We start from the raw sequence: 15636 nt of genomic DNA on the forward strand, positions 1-15636 counted from the left end.
GCCAACCTGCCCCGGGCACCGCATGAGTGAGAGACGTTCCTCGGCGAGCTGACCGGTCATGCGTTCAAGGCCCGTTCGGCGAGGGCGAGTTCGTCCCGCTTGGCCTGCGCTTCCACAAGCTGTTTGGCCAGCTGTTCTTTGCGTTAGTGCCGCCCCCGTCAGGCCGGCCCGTGGACGACAAGCCGGTTCTGCTCTCCGTCGAAGGTGCTGGAGTCAAAGGGCATGCGCAGCATCAGCCCTGCTGACGGATGATCTTCCCCCTGGGCGCCCGCCCACAAGCAGCCGGGGACGGTGCGCACCGCGCTCTCGCGCCGTCGGCCGCACCGGGTGCCCGCCCATCCCCTCAGTGGTGCCGCTGCCGGTGGCGGAGTGCACCGCGTGAGCTGAGACGGGCCACAGCATCCACGGTGCGACGAGGCCGGGAAACGCCCGACAACGGTTGGGCCTGACCAATATGGAGTCGGCGTTCCAACTTCCACGGAAGGGCGCCGACTCGTGTTCGCTCGGCGCTCCGCCACATCACCTGCGACCACGGGCTCCAAGCGTGCAACGCTCAGGGCCCGTGCGCGTATTCAGCAGCCCGCGGTCGGCGGGACGTCGCAGTTGCCGTCGTGGGTGGTGCGGATACGGGCCAGGAGTGAGCGCAGGGTGTCGCGCTCCTGCGGGGTGAGCTCGGCGAAGAGCTCGTCCTCGACCTGGCCGATGGCGGCGTCGAGCTTGGCGGCGGCGGCCTTGCCCGCTTCGGTGATCTCGACGATGTGACGGCGGCGGTCGGCGGGATCACGGCGCCGTTTTACGAGGTCGCTGTCCTCCAAGGCGTTGAGGAGAGTGACCAGGACGCTGGGGTCGACGCGCAGCCGGGCACCGAGGTCGCGCTGCCCGAGCTGACCGCCGTCGAGGTGCATCAGCACGACCGCGTGGCGGGGCGTCACCCCGGATGAGGTGAGTGCCTCACGGATCCAGGCGTCGGTGACACCTCCGTGCCGCGCCAGGAGCAGGGCGAGGCGGGAGTCGGGTCCGGCGGATCCGGGGCCGTCGTCGCAGGTGGGGGAGGTTTCGTGAGCGCTGGTGGCGGGTGCGGTGCCGCCGGGTCGTTCGCTGGCCATGGTCTGACCGTAGCAAGCAACGAAATAGTCGGTTGCAATTAATCATTGAGGTACTTACATTATTTGCCGCAGCTCACCGTTTGCTGCTTTGTGCCCCCGGACCGATCGACGGTCCCCCTTCTCTCTCCGGAGTTCTCCGTGTTCATCGCCTATGTCGTCCTCGCTGTCCTGCTGTCCCTGCTGCTGCTCGTCTCTGCCCGCGGCGACATCGTCCGCGACCCGAAGATCACGGACGGGCTCAAGGCGCTCGGAGTCCCCGACAACTGGTTCGTGCCGCTCGGCCTGGTCAAGATCGCGGGCGCTGTGGGGCTGCTCGTCGGCATCGCCTACCGCCCCCTCGGCATCGCCGCGGCGATCGGGGTCGTCCTGTACTTCCTGGGCGCCGTGATCACGCACATCCGAGCGGGCGACAAGAAGGGAATGGGCACCCCGGCCGTCATCATGCTCATCTCCGTGGTGCCTGCGGTGCTTGGCTTCGCAACGGTCTGATCGCGCTCCACCGCGACCTCCTCGGCGCGCCGCTCCTGCGATTCGCCGCCGCCCTCGTCCGTCGCTTCGCCGATACGGACAAGCCTGCCCGTGTCGGGGGAGCCGGCCTTCTCCCCTCCTGGCTGGGTCCGCGCGCATGGCGCGGCGAGTTCGCGCCGGTCGAGTCTTGCTCCGACGTGAACCCGCGCACAACGGAGTGCTCGGCGAGCCCAGTTCAGGGTGGCCGAGAGCCCCTCGGACGTCGGCGGCGACAGGTTGATCATCGACGGCATCGAGTCCAGCCCTCCGCTCGCCACCATATGTGACGCGCGCCATATTCGATGCGGGAAATAAGTGGACTGGTCGATCCACTTATGTAGATCAGCAAGAAGAGCCAGTCGGCGCGCCTCCGGATGACGCGCCCGTGACCGATCAGGAGGCTGCCGTGATCCAGCCCGTATCGGCGCGGAATGGCGCATCCCCGTCGCCGAACACGACGAAGCAGAAGACCGCACGGGTCATGCCGCTGTGGGAAGCGGCGAGGACGCTGCGTCCGAGCAGCGCGGCGCACGATGCCGGACGGACCCGGTGAGTTGCGTGGCCGCCTGCGGCCGACGCGCCCGCGCTACTCGGCGGGCACCGCTTCTCAGCCGGATCCAGCCGATGCAGGCCCCCGTCATGCAGGCCCCCGTCATGGAGGCCCCCGTCATCGAGACCCCCATCCGGCGAAACCTGCGGCGCGCGGTGGCAGGCCTGGCCGTGGTTCTGCTCGTGTACGCCGGGCTCCTCGCCACGGCCGTCCGTGGCGAGGAGCCCGTGGTCGAGGCCGGCTGGACATCATCCGCCGCCGAACGCCTCCGCCCCTACGGGACCGTCGCAGCGGAGACAGGAACGGCGTTCGTCCACGATGCGGCACAGCTACTGACCTCGATCCTTGCCTTCGCCCCGCTGCCCCTGGCGGTGCTGAGCCTGCTCTGGCTGGCCCGGCGGGATGAGAGGGTCTACCTGCGCCTCGCCGTCGCGCTGTTGTTGTCCGGCACGGCCGGGCTCGGTGTCTTCGCCGAGGTGCGGGGCGTGCGTGAGGCGTCCCTGTTCGGTGACTACCTGGCGCTGCCTGGTGTCCGTGTCGGCTGGTACGTGCTGATGGCACTGGCGGTGGTCGCCACCACCTCGAAGACCTGGCCGCGGGCGGCCGTACTGCTGCTCGCGGTGCTCGCGGCAGTGTCGGGGGCGTCGAACGGGGGAGGGGGAGACCTGTGGCTCGCGGCGCTGCCGGCCGTGGTCGTACCCCTTCTGGCGTGGTACGTCGCAGGACACCTGCCGGACGAGAAGGGTGAGCATGCTCGCGGGGACGCGGACGCTTCACCTGCCGGGGAGTCCCGGGGACGGGTGCTGTCGTTCCAGCCCCGGCCCTGGCCCCTGCCCCAAGCCTGGCCCCGTTCCCTTGCGCGTGCCCGCGCGCCTGAGTCGACGGGCACCCCAGGACCCGCCCCGCTGCGAGAAGCTGGCTGACGGCCATGGACTTCGGTGCTCTCGTCGAGGCGGCCGGATGGTGGTCGTACGTCATCGTGTTCGCCCTGACGGCCGGTGAGACCAGCGCCTTCGTCGGTGTGCTGCTGCCCGGCGAGACCGTCATCCTCCTCGCGTCGGCGATCGCGGGCCGAGGCGACCTCGACCCCGTGCTCCTCGCCACCCTCGTCGTGACCGGTGGGATGACCGGCGACAGTCTCGGTTACGCCCTGGGGCATTGGTACGGGCGACGCCCGAACTCCCGACTGAGCCGCTGGGTACGGGGCAACAGCCGGATCGGCAGGGCTCATGACTTCCTGACGCGTCATGGCGGGACGGCGGTGGTCGGGGGCCGGTTCATCGGCATCGTACGGACGTTCCTGCCGTTCGCCGCCGGGGCGTCCGGCATGCCGTACCGCCGCTTCTTCCTCTTCAGCACGCTCGCCTCGCTGATCTGGGGGATCGGGAACGTGCTCCTGGGCTACTTCGCCGGTGCCGCCGCCATCGACTTCTTGCACGCGGCCGGACTGATCGGCGCGGCCGTGCTCGCCGCCGTGACGGTGGCGCTGTTCGGTCTCGTGTGGTTGCTCAGGCGTCGCCGAGGCGACGCGCGGACGCCGTCCGCCGTGGTGGCTGCCGGTGCGGCCTTTCGGCGCCCTGAACAGGAGCCGAGCCACCTCATCACCTCATCGAAGGAGTAGTGACCCATGGGATTCGAGGGTGCGGAACTGGCGGTCGTACCGCTGGACGCAGTACAGGCCGATGACGCGACCGTCACCGGTGCCAAGGCCGCCAACCTGGCCCGAGCCGCCATGGCGGGGCTGCCCGTGCTGCCCGGGTTCGTGTTGGTACCCGCCGACCGGGCACCAGGGGCGGCCGCAGGGGAGGACGCGGTGCGCTCCGCCTGGCAGGCACTTGCCGGCCCCCAGGAACGGGCGTTGGTCGTGCGCTCCTCCTCCGCGCACGAGGACACCGAGGACTCCTCGATGGCGGGGCGGTTCGAGTCGGTGCTGGATGTACGAGGCTGGGAGGAGTTCACCCTCGCGGTGCGGATCGTCCTCGACTCGGCCGGAGTGGTCAGGCCGCTGCGCCCACCGGAGGAGACCCCCGACCGCGACGGGATGGCGGTGCTGGTGCAGCCGATGCTCCAATCCACCATCGGCGGCGTGATGTTCGGCGCCGATCCGGTCGAGGGCCGCACCGACCGGATCCTCGTCAGCGCGGTGCCCGGCGGACCGCATCAGCTCGTCGACGGCAGCACTCAAGGCGTGCGCTATCAACTGACCCGTCTCGCCCGCCTGGTGCGCACCGACCCGGCCGAAGCACGTGGCCGCCGGCTGCTGTCCCACCGGCGGCAGGTGAGGCTGGTGGACCTGGCCAAGAAGACCGAGCGGGCGTTCGGCGGGCCCCAGGACATGGAGTTCGGCTTCGACGCCGACGGAAAGCTTTGGCTGTTCCAGGCCCGGCCCATCACCGCGATGGCGGCCCGACCGCTGCCCGGAGCGCGCCTGCTGGGCCCCGGTCCGATCGCCGAGACCCTGCCCGGGGTGCTCCAACCGCTGGAGGAGGACCTGTGGGTGGCGCCGATGTCCCACGGCCTCACCCTCGCCCTCGACATCGCAGGCGCCGCGCCCCGGCGACACCTGCGCAGACTGCCGGTGGTGACCACAGTGGAGGGACGGGCCGCCGCCGATCTGCGGCTGCTGGGCGCCATCCCGTCGGCCCATCCGGTCCTGGACTTCGTCAACCCGGCGCCGGGGGCTCGCCGGGCGGGGGCTGCCTGGCGGATCGGGCGGCTGCGTTCGGCGCTGCCGCTGCTGGCCGTCGACCTGATGGCCGACGTGGACCGGCAGCTGTCCGACTTTCCCCCGCCCCGGGAGATGCTCAGCGGCCAGTTGTTGGACGCCGTCGCCTGGGGTCGGCACGTCCTGTCGTCCCTCCACGCCCAGGAGTCCCTGGCGGGCGCGCTGCTCGGCGCGGGCAGCGGCGCCACCGCGGCCGGCGAAGCGCTCGCGGAACTGACAGAAGGCCGCAGGCGGGGCCTGAGCGACGAGCAACTCCTGGAACGCCACCCCGTCCTGCTGGCCCTGCTGCCCCCGACGCTCGGCGATCGCCCCCCGCTGCCCGCACAGACCGGGTGGACCACGGCGCCCCGGGGCGTGGGCGCGCTGCCCGTACGGGAAGGGCTGCGGCTGCGGATCCGCTGGGTGCAGGAGATGCAGGCCCAGCTGGTGCGGGAACTCGCCGAGCGGATCGACGCCGGTGAGTGCGGGTTCGGGGCCTCCCGTCTGATGCTGCTGCGATGGGAGGAACTGGTCGAGGCTGCGGACGGCAAGGGGCTGCCGGCCGATCTCGGCGCGCGGCTGCCCCGGGAGGACACCGGTCCGCTGCCCGCCGTCTTCCGCCTGGCCGACGGCCGTCCCGTGGCCCAACTCCCGCCCGGACACCGGGCCTCGGGCGAGGGGCAGGGGGCCGGCGGCGGCTTCGGCACCGGCACGGCCTGGGACGGCCACGGCGAGCGCCCCGACCGTCCCGTGCTCGTGGTCCGCTCCCTCGACCCCGCCCTGGCCCCGCTGCTCCCGGGCCTTGCCGGTCTCGTGGCGGAGACGGGCAGCGCCCTGTCGCACCTCGCGGTGCTGGCACGCGAATACCGCGTCCCCACCGCGGTCGGCGTACCGGCAGCCGTCGACCGCTTCCTCTCCGGAACGCCGCTCACCGTGGACGGCGGGGCGGGAGAAGTCGCTGTGCGCGACACCGTGGACGGCGGGACAGGAGGGTTGGCCGTGCGCGACACCGTCGGCGCGGCATCGGGACCTGCTTCGACACGTGAGGAGTCGGCGGCATGAAGTCCATCAGACTGGTCGGCTACACCTTCGGCGGGCTGTCCGCCGCCTACGCCGGCTACTACACCGTGCTCTACCTGACCCGTTGGGAATGGCAGCGAGCCCTCATCTCCGCCGCCCTGCTGATCGTCGTCGAGGTCTTCCTCGCCACCGTCCTGCTGCTCACCCGCCTGAGCCGTCTGGAGGACCGGCTGGAGCGGTCCGACGCCCGTGTCGAGGAGGTTCGCAAGCGGCTCGAACAGAGCCGCGATCCGGTGCCGAACCGCTTCAACTGGCTTGCCGCCGTGGACAGGACGGAGCTGAACGGCACGCATCGGACGTTCGTCTTCGTCCCCGTCCTCATGGTGGCCGGCGCGGCCCTGTCCGGGATCGCCTTGGTCATCCAGAAGGTGGCGGGAGCCACCGCTCGGCCAGGCGCCGAGCGCCGCCTGGCCGGACGCCTGGCGGCACTGACCGCCCCGCCGCTCACCGCGACCGCTCCTTTGGAAAGCCGCCCGGCGGTACCGCCGAATCACACCGGTCGAAAAGCCCTCGCCGTCGCGGCGGCTGTCGGCGGCCTGCTCCTGGTGCCCGTGCTGTGGTCCGCCCTGGCCGACGCGACCCAGACCCGGGCCGAGCAACGGCCGGACGCGGCGAGCACGACCATGGTCTTCCGCGTCGAGACGTACGGCGACCGGAGCGAGGGGGCCGTTCAACTCGCCGCGCGGGATCTGTGGGAGACCTGCCGCCGCTCCACCGCGGCCACGAACGACGACGCCACGCTGAACCGGATGAACGACGGCGTGTACACCGGCGTCATCCGCCCCGCCCTGCCGTCGCACGACGTGCTGCGCCTGCGCGGCTGCCTCCAGGACGCCAACACCAACCGCACCACCGCCGTCGTCCTGGGCGAAGGACAGGCCGAACACCGGAGCTGAGCATCTGCCAGGGAGGCACCGGCGAGCTGGGGAGGTCTACGCCTTGGCGAGCGCCATGGGTGCGGGTGCGGGACCGCCTTCTGTTTGACGACGCTGCGGTGACCGCCCAACGAGTAGCTGAGCAGCCGGAGCCGGCTCCGACCTCCCGGCCCAGTTCGACGAGCGTCCGGTTGTCCGACGGGTCGGTGCGCAGCAGGTCGCAGACCTTTCGCAGCAGCGGATTGCTCGGGGTGGGCAGGTGCAGGGGTTGCTGCACCGAGATCCGCAGCTGGTCGAGACGCACCGCGCGCAGCCGTGTCTGTTGGCGGCACTCCATATCTTCGGAAGCGCTCGCTGGTCCGCGGCGTTGCGTGGCCGTGGCGGTGCCTACGCCTCGGGGCTGACACGGCCGCGACGCGGTTACGCCGTGTGGTGGATGGTGTTCATGCCGTGGCCGGACGCGGGCGGCGGGGGGCCTGCGAAAGCATCAAGGGCATCGAACGCAGGGCCCGTGCTGATCGAGGAGTGTGCCGTATGCCCACGACCGTTGCCTTATCCGACAACGCGCCGACCGAACGAAAGCACTTATCCGGCCGCGCATCAGATCGGACGGTCCCGGGCGTCCCGGTTTGGGCGCGACGTGCGGCGGTCGCGGTCGTCTGGGTGTCTCTGCCATCGGCTTTGTGGCGCCTCGCTGTCGTGCTGGGTGTTCCGCTCGGACTCGGACAGTCCGAGTATGATGCGATGCTCCTGCCCGGCTGGGGCCTGCTGGTGCTGCCTTTGCTGTCGCTGGCCCAAGAAGGTCTGGCCTGGCTGACCCTCGGGTTGGTGCGGCCGTGGGGAGAAGTGTGGCCGCGCTGGATGCCGTATCTCGGAGGCCGTCCGGTCCCGGTACTTGCTGCGGTTGTCCCGGCGGCGTTTGGCGCGCTCGCGTGCAGCATCTATGGAGTATTGCTTGTCTGGACGACCCTGCACGCTCAGATGGACATCACGCCGTGGGGCAACTGGCTCCTGACCGTCTGCTATCTGCCTGTGGCCGCCTGGGGGCCGCTGCTGGGCGCGGTGACCGTGCACTACTACCGGCGCCGCACGCGCCGGTGAGGGGCGGAACCCCGTGAGGCGACGCTCCCGCCGCGATCCAGGTCGCCGACCGGTTCCACCTGTGGCAGGGCGTCGACCGAGCCGTGGAAATCTGTGCACGGCCCACCGCGAATGCCTGAACGGACCAACAGCGCCAATGCGAAGCGACGTTGGGGCGTCGCCCGATGACTCGGTGCGCGGCGGACCGGACCTTGATGGCCGGGGGACCAGCGCAAGGAGGCCGCGCGTGGCCTGGTCCACGAGTTACGTGCTGCCACCTGCCAGGACATCCTCCGAGAAAACCGCTCCCGGCCAAGTTGTCTCCGCCCGGCACAGCTCGCCCATGTGACCCTGCCTCGCAGCAGCCGCGCGTGGATCCGGCTCCGACGCGAAGAAGGCCCCGGGGCTCGTGGCCCCGGGGCATTGACGGGCGCGGTCCACCGCCGGGCGCCGCGTCTCGGCGCGGTCGTTCCCCCGCCGGTGGGGGCCCTTCCTCACACGAAGGCGCTCTCACACGAAGGCGCTCTGCCCGGTGATCGACTTGCCCACGATCAGGGTGTTCATCTCGCGGGTGCCCTCGAAGGAGCAGATCGCCTCGGCGTCGGCGAAGAACCGGAAGATGTCGTGGTCCAGGAGGATGCCGTTGCCGCCGAAGATCTCACGGCTCCAGCCCACGACCTCGCGCATGCGCGAGGTGACGAACGCCTTGGCCAGGGAGGAGTGTTCGTCGCGGTAGATACCGGCGTCCTGGAGGCGGGCGAGCTGCGTGAGCATCGCCCAGGAGGCGGTGACGTTGCCGAGGCTCTTGACCAGGAGGTCCTGCACGAGCTGGAAGCCACCGATGGGTCGGCCGAACTGCTCGCGCTCCCGGGCGTAGTCCAGGGCCAGTTCATAGGCGCCGATCATGACGCCGAGCGCCTGCCAGGCCACCCCGGCGCGGGTCGCGCGCAGGATCTCGGCGACGTCGCGGAAGGAGTCGATGCGCTGGAGGCGGTTGCCCTCCGGGACGCGGACGTCGGTCAGGGTGATCTCGGCGTTCTCGACGATGCGGAAGGCGACCTTGTGCTCGATCTTCGCCGGGGCGAAGCCGGGGGTGCCCTTCTCGACGACGAAGCCCTTGACGTGGTTGTCGTCGACGTCCCGCGCCCACACGACGACGTAGTCGGCGAACGTGGCGTTGCCGATCCACTTCTTTGCGCCGTTCAGGACCCAGCTGTCGCCCTCGCGCCGGGCGGTGGTGCGCATACCGCCGGCGACGTCGGAGCCGCCGAGGGGCTCGGTCATCGCGAAGGCGCCGATCTTGTCCATCGCGGCCATCGCCGGCAGCCAGCGGTCGCGCTGCTTCTGGTCGCCGCCGGAGTGGATGGAGTACATGGCCAGGCCGTTGTGGACGCCGAAGAAGGTCGACACCGAGGCGTCGGTACGGGCCAACTCCAGGGCGAGCATGCCCGACAGGAGGTTGCTCGTGGCGGGCTGGTGCGCGCCGTAGCCCTCGTAGGGCAGGCCGGCCAGGCCGCTGTCGCGGAAGAGGCCGATGAGCTGCATGGGGAACTCGCCCTTGGCCCAACTGTCGTTCACCAGCGGCTTGACCTCGTCGCGCATGAGGGCCCGGGCCTTGAGGAGGATCTTGCGCTCGTCGTCCGGGAGCAGCGACTCGAAGTGGTAGAAATCGGCGGTCAGTTCGTCGGCGATCGGACCGGGGGCCGTGGGCTGTGTGGTGGTGGTCATCTCAGTTCTCCTCCTTCGGGGTGGTCGTCCGGGTCGCGCCGTCCAGCGCGTCCAGGACCGCCAGTTGCTTGCGGTCGCGCGTCTCGGCGAGTTCCGAGGACGTGGAGGAGCCGTAAGCCTTCTCCACGGCTTGGATGAGCCGTTCCTGTTGGTCGGGGGTCTGCGCGGGGTGGCGGCCGGGGGTGTCTTCCAGGGCCCCCATCGACGCGCCGATGTGTGCGACGAGGTGCCGGTAGCCGCCGGGTCCTCCGCCGAGGTGGGCGCCGAGGAACGGGCCGACCGTGGCCCAGCGCGGGCCCAGCGAGTTGGTCATGACGCGGTCCAGGTCCTCGGGGGTCACCACGCCCTGCTCGACGAGGTGAACCGCCTCGCGGCTGAGCGCGTTCTGCAGACGGTTGCCGACGAAGCCAGGGATCTCCTTGCGCTCGACGACCGGGGTGCGGCCGAGGAAGGTGTAGAAGTCCAGCGCGGCCTGTACGGCGTCCTCGCGGGTGCGTTCGCCGGGGACGACCTCGACCAGGGGGAGCAGGTGCGGCGGGTTGAAGGGGTGGCCGATCAGGACGCGGGCGGCGTCCTCGTCGGCCAGCTCACCTGTGAACGCCGTGGAGGGGATCGCCGACGAGGAGCTGAGCAGCAGCGCGTGCGCGGGCGCCTCACGTACGACGGCGGCGAACAAGTCCTGCTTGAACCCAACGCGTTCGGGCCCGTTCTCCTGGACGACGTCCGCGTCCCGGACCGCCTCCGTCACGTCGGCCGCCAGGTGTACCCGGTCGGCGAGACCGCGCACGTCCAGGCCACGGGCGGCCAGATGCGGGGCGTACCGCGCCAGGGCGTCCGCGACGGCTTCGGCGAGGTCCTCGCGCGGGTCGCTCACCCGCACGGTCAGGCCGTGTGCGGCGAACAGGGTCGTCCACGACAGTCCGATGGTTCCGGCGCCGATGACGGCGGCCGTCCGGAAGACAGGAGTGCGGAAGGCCGGAGTGCGAAGGGCGGGGGAGCGGAGGGCGGGGGTGCGGAGGGCAGGGGTGCGGTTCATGACGCGACGACTCCCTTCAGGTAGTCGTGGACCGGCTCCACGCGGTTGAGCGTCAGGTCGGTGAGGATGTGGCTGGCGGAGACGACCTCCAGCACCGGCAGGTCCGCAAGCGGCGCGAGCACATGCTGGAACAGCTGGAGCCGGGCGGGGCCGGTCCAGGCCCCCTTGACCGTGAGTTCGGTGATGCGGGTCCGGACGAGTTCCTGCACGCGCGGCAGACCGTCGTAACCGGGGACGGTCTTGAGCATGAAGGTCGGTACGGAGATCTGCGCCTCGGCCTCGCGCAGGTCCAGTTCATGGTGCTTGTAGCCCATGGTGGCCGTGGCGACCCGCAGCGAGCCGTGATCGAGGGTGCCGACGAGCGCGCCGGAGTCGACGAAGAGCGCCGGGGAGCCGATGACCTTCGGGTAGGCGGAGACCTCGCGGCCGGAGGCGGTGGCCGGGAAGTTGTCGAGATACATGGCGTGCAGGTACTCGCCCCGCTCGCCCTCGAAGCTGACCGGGATCGCCTGGCCGGCCTCCGTGTAGGGGCCGAAGCCGCTGACGTCGCCCATCTTCATCACCTCGAACCGGACGAGCGGCTCGTCGATCCGCAGCGGTTCGGGGACTACGGCCCGCAGGGCTTCGGGGTCGGTGCGGTAGACGATGTTGAGGTACTCGCGGTCGGTGAACCGCGGGACCGTCGGCGCGTACGCCGGGCGAGTGAGCGGGGTGGTGAGGTGCTGTCGTACGTCCTCGGTCCTCATGCCGGCCTCACCGTCCCGTCCAGCGCGGCGAGCGGCGCTCGGCGAAGGCCGTCATGCCCTCGCGTACGTCGTCCGAGGCCATCAGGGTCTTCATCTCGCCGCGTTGGAAAGCGAAGGCCTCGGCGTCCGGGACACCGTCAGCGGCGCGGACGACGCGCTTGACGGCGGCCAGCGCCAACGGGGCGTTCGTGGCCAGCTGTTCGGCCAGCCGCAGGGCCTCGGCGACGGCCTGTCCCTTGCCGACGACCCGGTTGACCAGGCCCAGCTCCCCTGCGCGGCGCCCATCGACGGGCTCCCCGGTCAGGAGCAGCTCCATCGCCAGGTGGTGCGGGATCCGCTTGGGCAGCCGGATCACTCCGCCGCCCGCCGCGATCAGGCCGCGCTTGACCTCGGGCAGTCCGAACCGGGCGTCCTCGGCGGCGACGATCAGATCGCAGGCCAGGGCGAGTTCGAAGCCGCCGCCCATGGCGAAGCCCTCGACGGCGGCGATGAGGGGCTTGGTCGGCTCGGCTTCCGTCAGGCCGCCGAAGCCGCGGCCCTTCACCTCGGGTGATTCGCCGCGCAGCGCGGCCTTGAGGTCCATGCCGGCGCTGAAGGTGCCGCCCTCGCCGGTCAGGACGCCGGCCCGCAGCTCCGGGGCGGCCTCCAACTCCTCGAGGACAGAAGTCAGTTCGGCGGCGACGGCCGCGTTGACGGCGTTGCGGGCCTCGGGGCGGTCGAGGGTGATGAGCAGAGCGGAGCCGATGCGCTCGGTGCGGACGACGGGAGAGACAGAACTGTTCATGAGGGTGTTCATGGGGGGTCTCCTGTCCGGTCAGCGGGTGGTGGCGGCGAGTTCGGCGAGGACGTCCTCGGTGTCCTGGCCCGCGACCGGGGCCAGGCGGCGGATCGAGCCGGGGGTGGCGGAGAACCGCACCGGGATGCCGATCGTGCGGACCGTGCCCTCGGTGGGGTGCTCGACGGTGTCGAGGAGATGGCCGTCCTGGACGTACGGGTCCTCGTGCGCACGGTCCAGTTCCAGCACCGGAGCCATGGGGATGCTGTGCTTGGCGCACACCTCGGCCCACTCCTCAGTGGTGAGCTCCGGGGCGCACAGGGCGACCAGCTGGGCCAGATCCTCCTGGTCGGCGCCGTCGATGGTCTCTCCGCCCACGCGCGGGTCCTCGGCGAGGTCCGGGCGTCCGGCGGCGGTGAAGAAGTCCCGGTAGTTGGGAGGGTTGTAGGGGATGACGCAGGCGAGGCCGTCCTTGGTGCGCACCGCCCTGTGCCCCTTGAGCATCGACAGACGGAAGCCGGTGGGGCCCGTCTCGGGCACATGGGTGTGGCCCGCGAGGTGCTCGACCATGTTGAACGCGATCATCGTGTCGGTCATCGGGATCTCGACGAGCTGCCCCTGGCCGGTCCTGTCGCGGTGCAGCAGAGCGGCGAGCACGCTGTAGGCGATGGTGAGCGAGGAGACCTTGTCGCCGATGATCGTCGGCAGGTAGACGGGCTCGCCCAACGCCCGGTCGGCGATGTCGACCAGGCCGGACGCGGCCTGCACGCTCTCGTCGTAGGCGGCGTTGCCGGCTCGGTCCGAGTCGCTGCGGAAGCCCTGGGCGTGCGCGTAGACGAGTGCGGGATTGCGGGCGGCGATGTCGTCGTAGGACAGGCCGAGGCGGTGCAGCGCGCCGGGGCGCATGTTGGTGATCAGCACATCCGCCGTGTCGATCAGCCCGAGCGCCCGCTCGCGGTCGGTGTCGTCCTTGAGGTTGAGGGAGACGCTGCGCTTGTTGCGGTTGACGTTGAGGTTCAGCGGGGTCATGCCCGGCGTGGTGCGGTAGTCGCCGACGCGGACGGTGTCGGCAGGCGACTCGATCTTGATCACCTCGGCGCCGAGGTCCCCGAGGATCTGGGCGGCGTACGGGCCCATCACCACGGTTGACAGGTCGATCACGCGGGTGCCCGCCAAGGGGCCGGTGACGGTGGCGGTGACGGTGTCTGAGAGGTCCGTCATGACTTCTCTCACTCCTTGCCTCATCAAGATGTCCGTGTATCTGCCAACTAAGTTACTTCGGAAGGCGTCGGAGATGAAGCTGAGGGAATGACCGATCGACGAAAGGCGGTATGACCGCAGCGGTCATACCGCCTTTTCCGGGGAATGCGTGGTGGTTATGAACGGAGCGGCTCGGTGAACACCTCGCGGACCGCGCGCACGACTTCTTGCAGGTCGCCGCCCTCGCCTCGATCCTTGCGCCAGAGCAGCCCGGTCTCCAGGCGCGGATGAAAATCGGTGATCGGCAGGATCGTCACATTATCCAGATGGAAATTCCTGACCGGGCTCCTGTCGTCCAGCATGGAAATGGAGAAAGCGAGCCCACTGGACACTATCTCGGAGATTCCGTCGAATGTGGTGCTGCTGATTTCGATACGCTTTTTGATGCCGAGCTCGGACAGTTGCTGGTCGAGTCCGCGAAAGTACGCCGTAGTCGCTCCCGCGGGGGAGACCACGTAGGAGAGGTCGGCCAGCTCTGTCAGGGCGATGGACTCCCGCCCGGCGAACCGGCTCCGGGGGACGACCGCTCCGAGCCGCTCGGACATCACCGGCAGCAGCTCCAGCGCCGGGTCGCCGCCGGCCGGGAGGCGTGCCAGGGTCAACGCGAGCCTGCCGTCGCAGACCGCGTCGACGAGACGGTCGTTGCCGCCGGGCCAGCGCTTGATCTCGTACCGGTCGCCGAGGCGCTCGGCCAGGGTGTCCATCCGCTCCCGCAGATCCGGATGGATGCCGGTGGGCACCCCGACCAGCAGGGTGGTCCGCTGCGGCCGTGCTGTCTCGTCCAGCCTCCAACGGATGGAGTCCACCTGCTCCAGCACACCGCGCGCGATCGGCAGCAGCGCGTCACCGGCCGGCGTGAGGGCCACGTGGTGGGTGCTGCGGTCGAAGAGGCGGTGCCCGAGTTCGTTTTCGAGATCCTTGATCCGTCTGCTGAGGGGGGAGGCCGCCATGTGCAGCTTGCGGGCCGCGGTGGAGAAGTTCAGTTCCTGGGCGACAGCGACGAAGTAACGCAGATGCAGGAGTTCCACGGTGCCCACCGTAGAGGGCTGCCGGGTGGGAGTGATCAAGGGCGGTGCCGGGCGGGCAGGGGCGTGCCGGTACGGCCGCTTGATGGCTGATGGCCGTTGGCCGATGGCCGACGGCGGGCGACCGCGGACGGCGGCCCGGGACCGAAGGCCGCCGACCGCCGTGCCTGCCGCCCTCGCCACGACGTCGTTGCTGTGGGCTGGCACCTGGACTGGGGTCGTCGCGTGGCGTGGCCGCTGGTCGGCGCGCGACCCGCCCGCCGCGCGTCCCACCGCGCTCGGCTGGGTCCAACAGGCCGAGGTCGAGGGACGAAGACAGCGCAGGCGGTGGCTCATCACCGGGTCCCGCGCCGGCATCGCGTCCTCCAGCGGCCCGCAACCGGCGAGCCGGTGCTCGACGAACGGGCGCAGCGCGGCCAGCGCCTTACGCCGGGAGGCGGGGGCGGGCGGCGGGAGGCAGCCGAGGGCCGTCAGTGATGGCCCTTCCTGTCGTCCTCGCCCGGCTCCCCAACATGGTAACGGCTGTTACCATGTTGGTATGGCGAAGACACAGCTGGGTGCCCGTGTGGACGAGGACGTCGCGGAACTCGCGAGGAAGCGTGCCGCCGATCTGGGGCTGAGTATCGGGGACTACCTCGCCAGGCTGGTGCAGGACGACACCAGCGGGCTGCGCGCCCGCGCGGTGGACGCGGCCGCTCGTTTCCTTGCCGAGCACCAGGCGGTCTTCGACGAAGCCGAGGACAACCAGCAGCCGGTGCGCGGAGCTCACGCGGCCTGATGGACCTGCACATCGACGTCCCCTGGATCCTGCAGGTCGCCGAGGCCGCGGGGGCCGACGACCCCGCCCCCGACGACTATGGCGTGCCCGTCTCCGCGGTGGCCCGCCACCGGGCCGAGCTGTTCGAGCAGCCTGTCTACGACAGTCCCTACGCCAAGGCCGCCGCCCTGGTGCACACGCTAGGCCGGTGCCGCTGGCTAGAGCGCTCCAACATGGCTGTCGCCGCCGCGTCCGGTGTCATGTACTTGGAGGCCGCCGGAATCACCGTCAAACCCGGCCGCGAGGACGCCGTCGCCCTCAAGGACCTGCTCCTCGACCCCGCCTGCACGGCCGGGAGGATCGCCGCTCTGCTGCGGACCTGGCCCACTACCACCTGAGACTGCACG

Annotated in this window: 15 protein-coding genes and 1 pseudogene; 8 read left to right on the forward strand and 8 right to left on the reverse strand. The window is 70.6% G+C overall.

From position 1 onward, the window contains the following. Window positions 1-572 precede the first annotated feature (572 nt). Complete coding sequence (locus L3078_RS44005) at window positions 573-1106, reverse strand: MarR family winged helix-turn-helix transcriptional regulator (protein ID WP_239760083.1); 534 nt, start codon at window positions 1104-1106, stop codon at window positions 573-575. Window positions 1107-1244: 138 nt separating this feature from the next. On the opposite strand from L3078_RS44005, the gene L3078_RS44010 reads away from it, so the two are divergent. The 5 genes from L3078_RS44010 (at window position 1245) to L3078_RS44030 (ending at window position 6843) form a co-directional block, all read left to right on the forward strand. After that, a complete protein-coding gene (locus L3078_RS44010; RefSeq protein ID WP_239760084.1) occupies window positions 1245-1595 on the forward strand; it encodes a DoxX family protein in 351 nt (116 codons plus the stop codon). A 642-nt stretch (window positions 1596-2237) separates the two neighbouring features. Beyond that, a complete protein-coding gene (locus L3078_RS44015) occupies window positions 2238-3086 on the forward strand; it encodes a hypothetical protein (RefSeq protein ID WP_239760085.1) in 849 nt (282 codons plus the stop codon). A gap of 5 nt (window positions 3087-3091) precedes the next feature. After that, on the forward strand, window positions 3092-3784 hold the full coding sequence (locus L3078_RS44020) for a DedA family protein (protein ID WP_239760086.1): 693 nt from the start codon (window positions 3092-3094) through the stop codon (window positions 3782-3784). A 6-nt stretch (window positions 3785-3790) separates the two neighbouring features. After that, on the forward strand, window positions 3791-5929 hold the full coding sequence (locus L3078_RS44025) for a PEP/pyruvate-binding domain-containing protein (RefSeq protein WP_239760087.1): 2139 nt from the start codon (window positions 3791-3793) through the stop codon (window positions 5927-5929). Then, window positions 5926-6843 carry a hypothetical protein gene (locus L3078_RS44030; RefSeq protein ID WP_239760088.1) on the forward strand — a complete coding sequence of 306 codons (918 nt, stop codon included), beginning with the start codon at window positions 5926-5928 and terminating at the stop codon, window positions 6841-6843. The genes L3078_RS44025 and L3078_RS44030 overlap by 4 nt, the downstream gene beginning before the upstream one ends. Before the next feature lie 133 nt (window positions 6844-6976). Here L3078_RS44030 and L3078_RS44035 read toward each other — a convergent pair. Then, a pseudogene (locus L3078_RS44035) lies at window positions 6977-7141 on the reverse strand (AraC family transcriptional regulator); the annotation flags it as partial. Window positions 7142-7356: 215 nt separating this feature from the next. Between L3078_RS44035 and L3078_RS44040 the strand changes: the two are divergent. Further along, window positions 7357-7923 (forward strand): hypothetical protein, encoded by a 567-nt coding sequence (locus L3078_RS44040; protein ID WP_239760089.1) that lies wholly within the window; start codon window positions 7357-7359, stop codon window positions 7921-7923. Window positions 7924-8412: 489 nt separating this feature from the next. Here L3078_RS44040 and L3078_RS44045 read toward each other — a convergent pair whose 3' ends face one another. The 6 genes from L3078_RS44045 to L3078_RS44070 form a co-directional block, all read right to left on the reverse strand. After that, window positions 8413-9630 (reverse strand): acyl-CoA dehydrogenase family protein, encoded by a 1218-nt coding sequence (locus tag L3078_RS44045; protein ID WP_239760090.1) that lies wholly within the window; start codon window positions 9628-9630, stop codon window positions 8413-8415. Between the two features lies 1 nt (window position 9631). Continuing rightward, entirely contained in the window at window positions 9632-10666 is a 1035-nt protein-coding gene (locus L3078_RS44050) for a 3-hydroxyacyl-CoA dehydrogenase NAD-binding domain-containing protein (protein WP_239760091.1), read from the reverse strand. Next, window positions 10663-11412 carry an acetoacetate decarboxylase gene (locus tag L3078_RS44055; RefSeq protein WP_239760092.1) on the reverse strand — a complete coding sequence of 250 codons (750 nt, stop codon included), beginning with the start codon at window positions 11410-11412 and terminating at the stop codon, window positions 10663-10665. The genes L3078_RS44050 and L3078_RS44055 overlap by 4 nt, the downstream gene beginning before the upstream one ends. Window positions 11413-11419: 7 nt before the next feature. Further along, window positions 11420-12208 (reverse strand): crotonase/enoyl-CoA hydratase family protein, encoded by a 789-nt coding sequence (locus tag L3078_RS44060; RefSeq protein ID WP_420864149.1) that lies wholly within the window; start codon window positions 12206-12208, stop codon window positions 11420-11422. Window positions 12209-12226: 18 nt separating this feature from the next. Continuing rightward, window positions 12227-13408 carry a CaiB/BaiF CoA transferase family protein gene (locus tag L3078_RS44065; RefSeq protein ID WP_239760093.1) on the reverse strand — a complete coding sequence of 394 codons (1182 nt, stop codon included), beginning with the start codon at window positions 13406-13408 and terminating at the stop codon, window positions 12227-12229. Between the two features lie 155 nt (window positions 13409-13563). Continuing rightward, on the reverse strand, window positions 13564-14475 hold the full coding sequence (locus L3078_RS44070) for a LysR family transcriptional regulator (protein ID WP_239760094.1): 912 nt from the start codon (window positions 14473-14475) through the stop codon (window positions 13564-13566). 535 nt (window positions 14476-15010) lie between these two features. Here L3078_RS44070 and L3078_RS44075 point away from each other — a divergent pair. Beyond that, window positions 15011-15250 carry a hypothetical protein gene (locus tag L3078_RS44075; RefSeq protein WP_239760095.1) on the forward strand — a complete coding sequence of 80 codons (240 nt, stop codon included), beginning with the start codon at window positions 15011-15013 and terminating at the stop codon, window positions 15248-15250. Continuing rightward, the gene (locus tag L3078_RS44080; protein ID WP_239760096.1) at window positions 15250-15627 is read left to right on the forward strand and encodes a fic family toxin-antitoxin system, toxin component; all 378 of its coding nucleotides are present in this window, start codon (window positions 15250-15252) and stop codon (window positions 15625-15627) included. The genes L3078_RS44075 and L3078_RS44080 overlap by 1 nt, the downstream gene beginning before the upstream one ends. The last annotated feature ends 9 nt before the right edge of the window (window positions 15628-15636 follow it).

The organism is Streptomyces deccanensis (genome assembly GCF_022385335.1).
GTDB classification, from domain to species: Bacteria; Actinomycetota; Actinomycetes; order Streptomycetales; family Streptomycetaceae; genus Streptomyces; species Streptomyces deccanensis.

Coding starts and splice junctions, on each gene's coding strand:
- L3078_RS44005 (WP_239760083.1), bottom strand. CDS start 1,106: ATGGCCAGCGAACGACCCGGCGGCACCGCACCCGCCACCAGCGCTCAC.
- L3078_RS44015 (WP_239760085.1), top strand. CDS start 2,238: ATGCAGGCCCCCGTCATGCAGGCCCCCGTCATGGAGGCCCCCGTCATC.
- L3078_RS44020 (WP_239760086.1), top strand. CDS start 3,092: ATGGACTTCGGTGCTCTCGTCGAGGCGGCCGGATGGTGGTCGTACGTC.
- L3078_RS44025 (WP_239760087.1), top strand. CDS start 3,791: ATGGGATTCGAGGGTGCGGAACTGGCGGTCGTACCGCTGGACGCAGTA.
- L3078_RS44030 (WP_239760088.1), top strand. CDS start 5,926: ATGAAGTCCATCAGACTGGTCGGCTACACCTTCGGCGGGCTGTCCGCC.
- L3078_RS44040 (WP_239760089.1), top strand. CDS start 7,357: ATGCCCACGACCGTTGCCTTATCCGACAACGCGCCGACCGAACGAAAG.
- L3078_RS44045 (WP_239760090.1), bottom strand. CDS start 9,630: ATGACCACCACCACACAGCCCACGGCCCCCGGTCCGATCGCCGACGAA.
- L3078_RS44050 (WP_239760091.1), bottom strand. CDS start 10,666: ATGAACCGCACCCCTGCCCTCCGCACCCCCGCCCTCCGCTCCCCCGCC.
- L3078_RS44055 (WP_239760092.1), bottom strand. CDS start 11,412: ATGAGGACCGAGGACGTACGACAGCACCTCACCACCCCGCTCACTCGC.
- L3078_RS44060 (WP_420864149.1), bottom strand. CDS start 12,208: ATGAACACCCTCATGAACAGTTCTGTCTCTCCCGTCGTCCGCACCGAG.
- L3078_RS44065 (WP_239760093.1), bottom strand. CDS start 13,408: ATGACGGACCTCTCAGACACCGTCACCGCCACCGTCACCGGCCCCTTG.
- L3078_RS44075 (WP_239760095.1), top strand. CDS start 15,011: ATGGCGAAGACACAGCTGGGTGCCCGTGTGGACGAGGACGTCGCGGAA.
- L3078_RS44080 (WP_239760096.1), top strand. CDS start 15,250: ATGGACCTGCACATCGACGTCCCCTGGATCCTGCAGGTCGCCGAGGCC.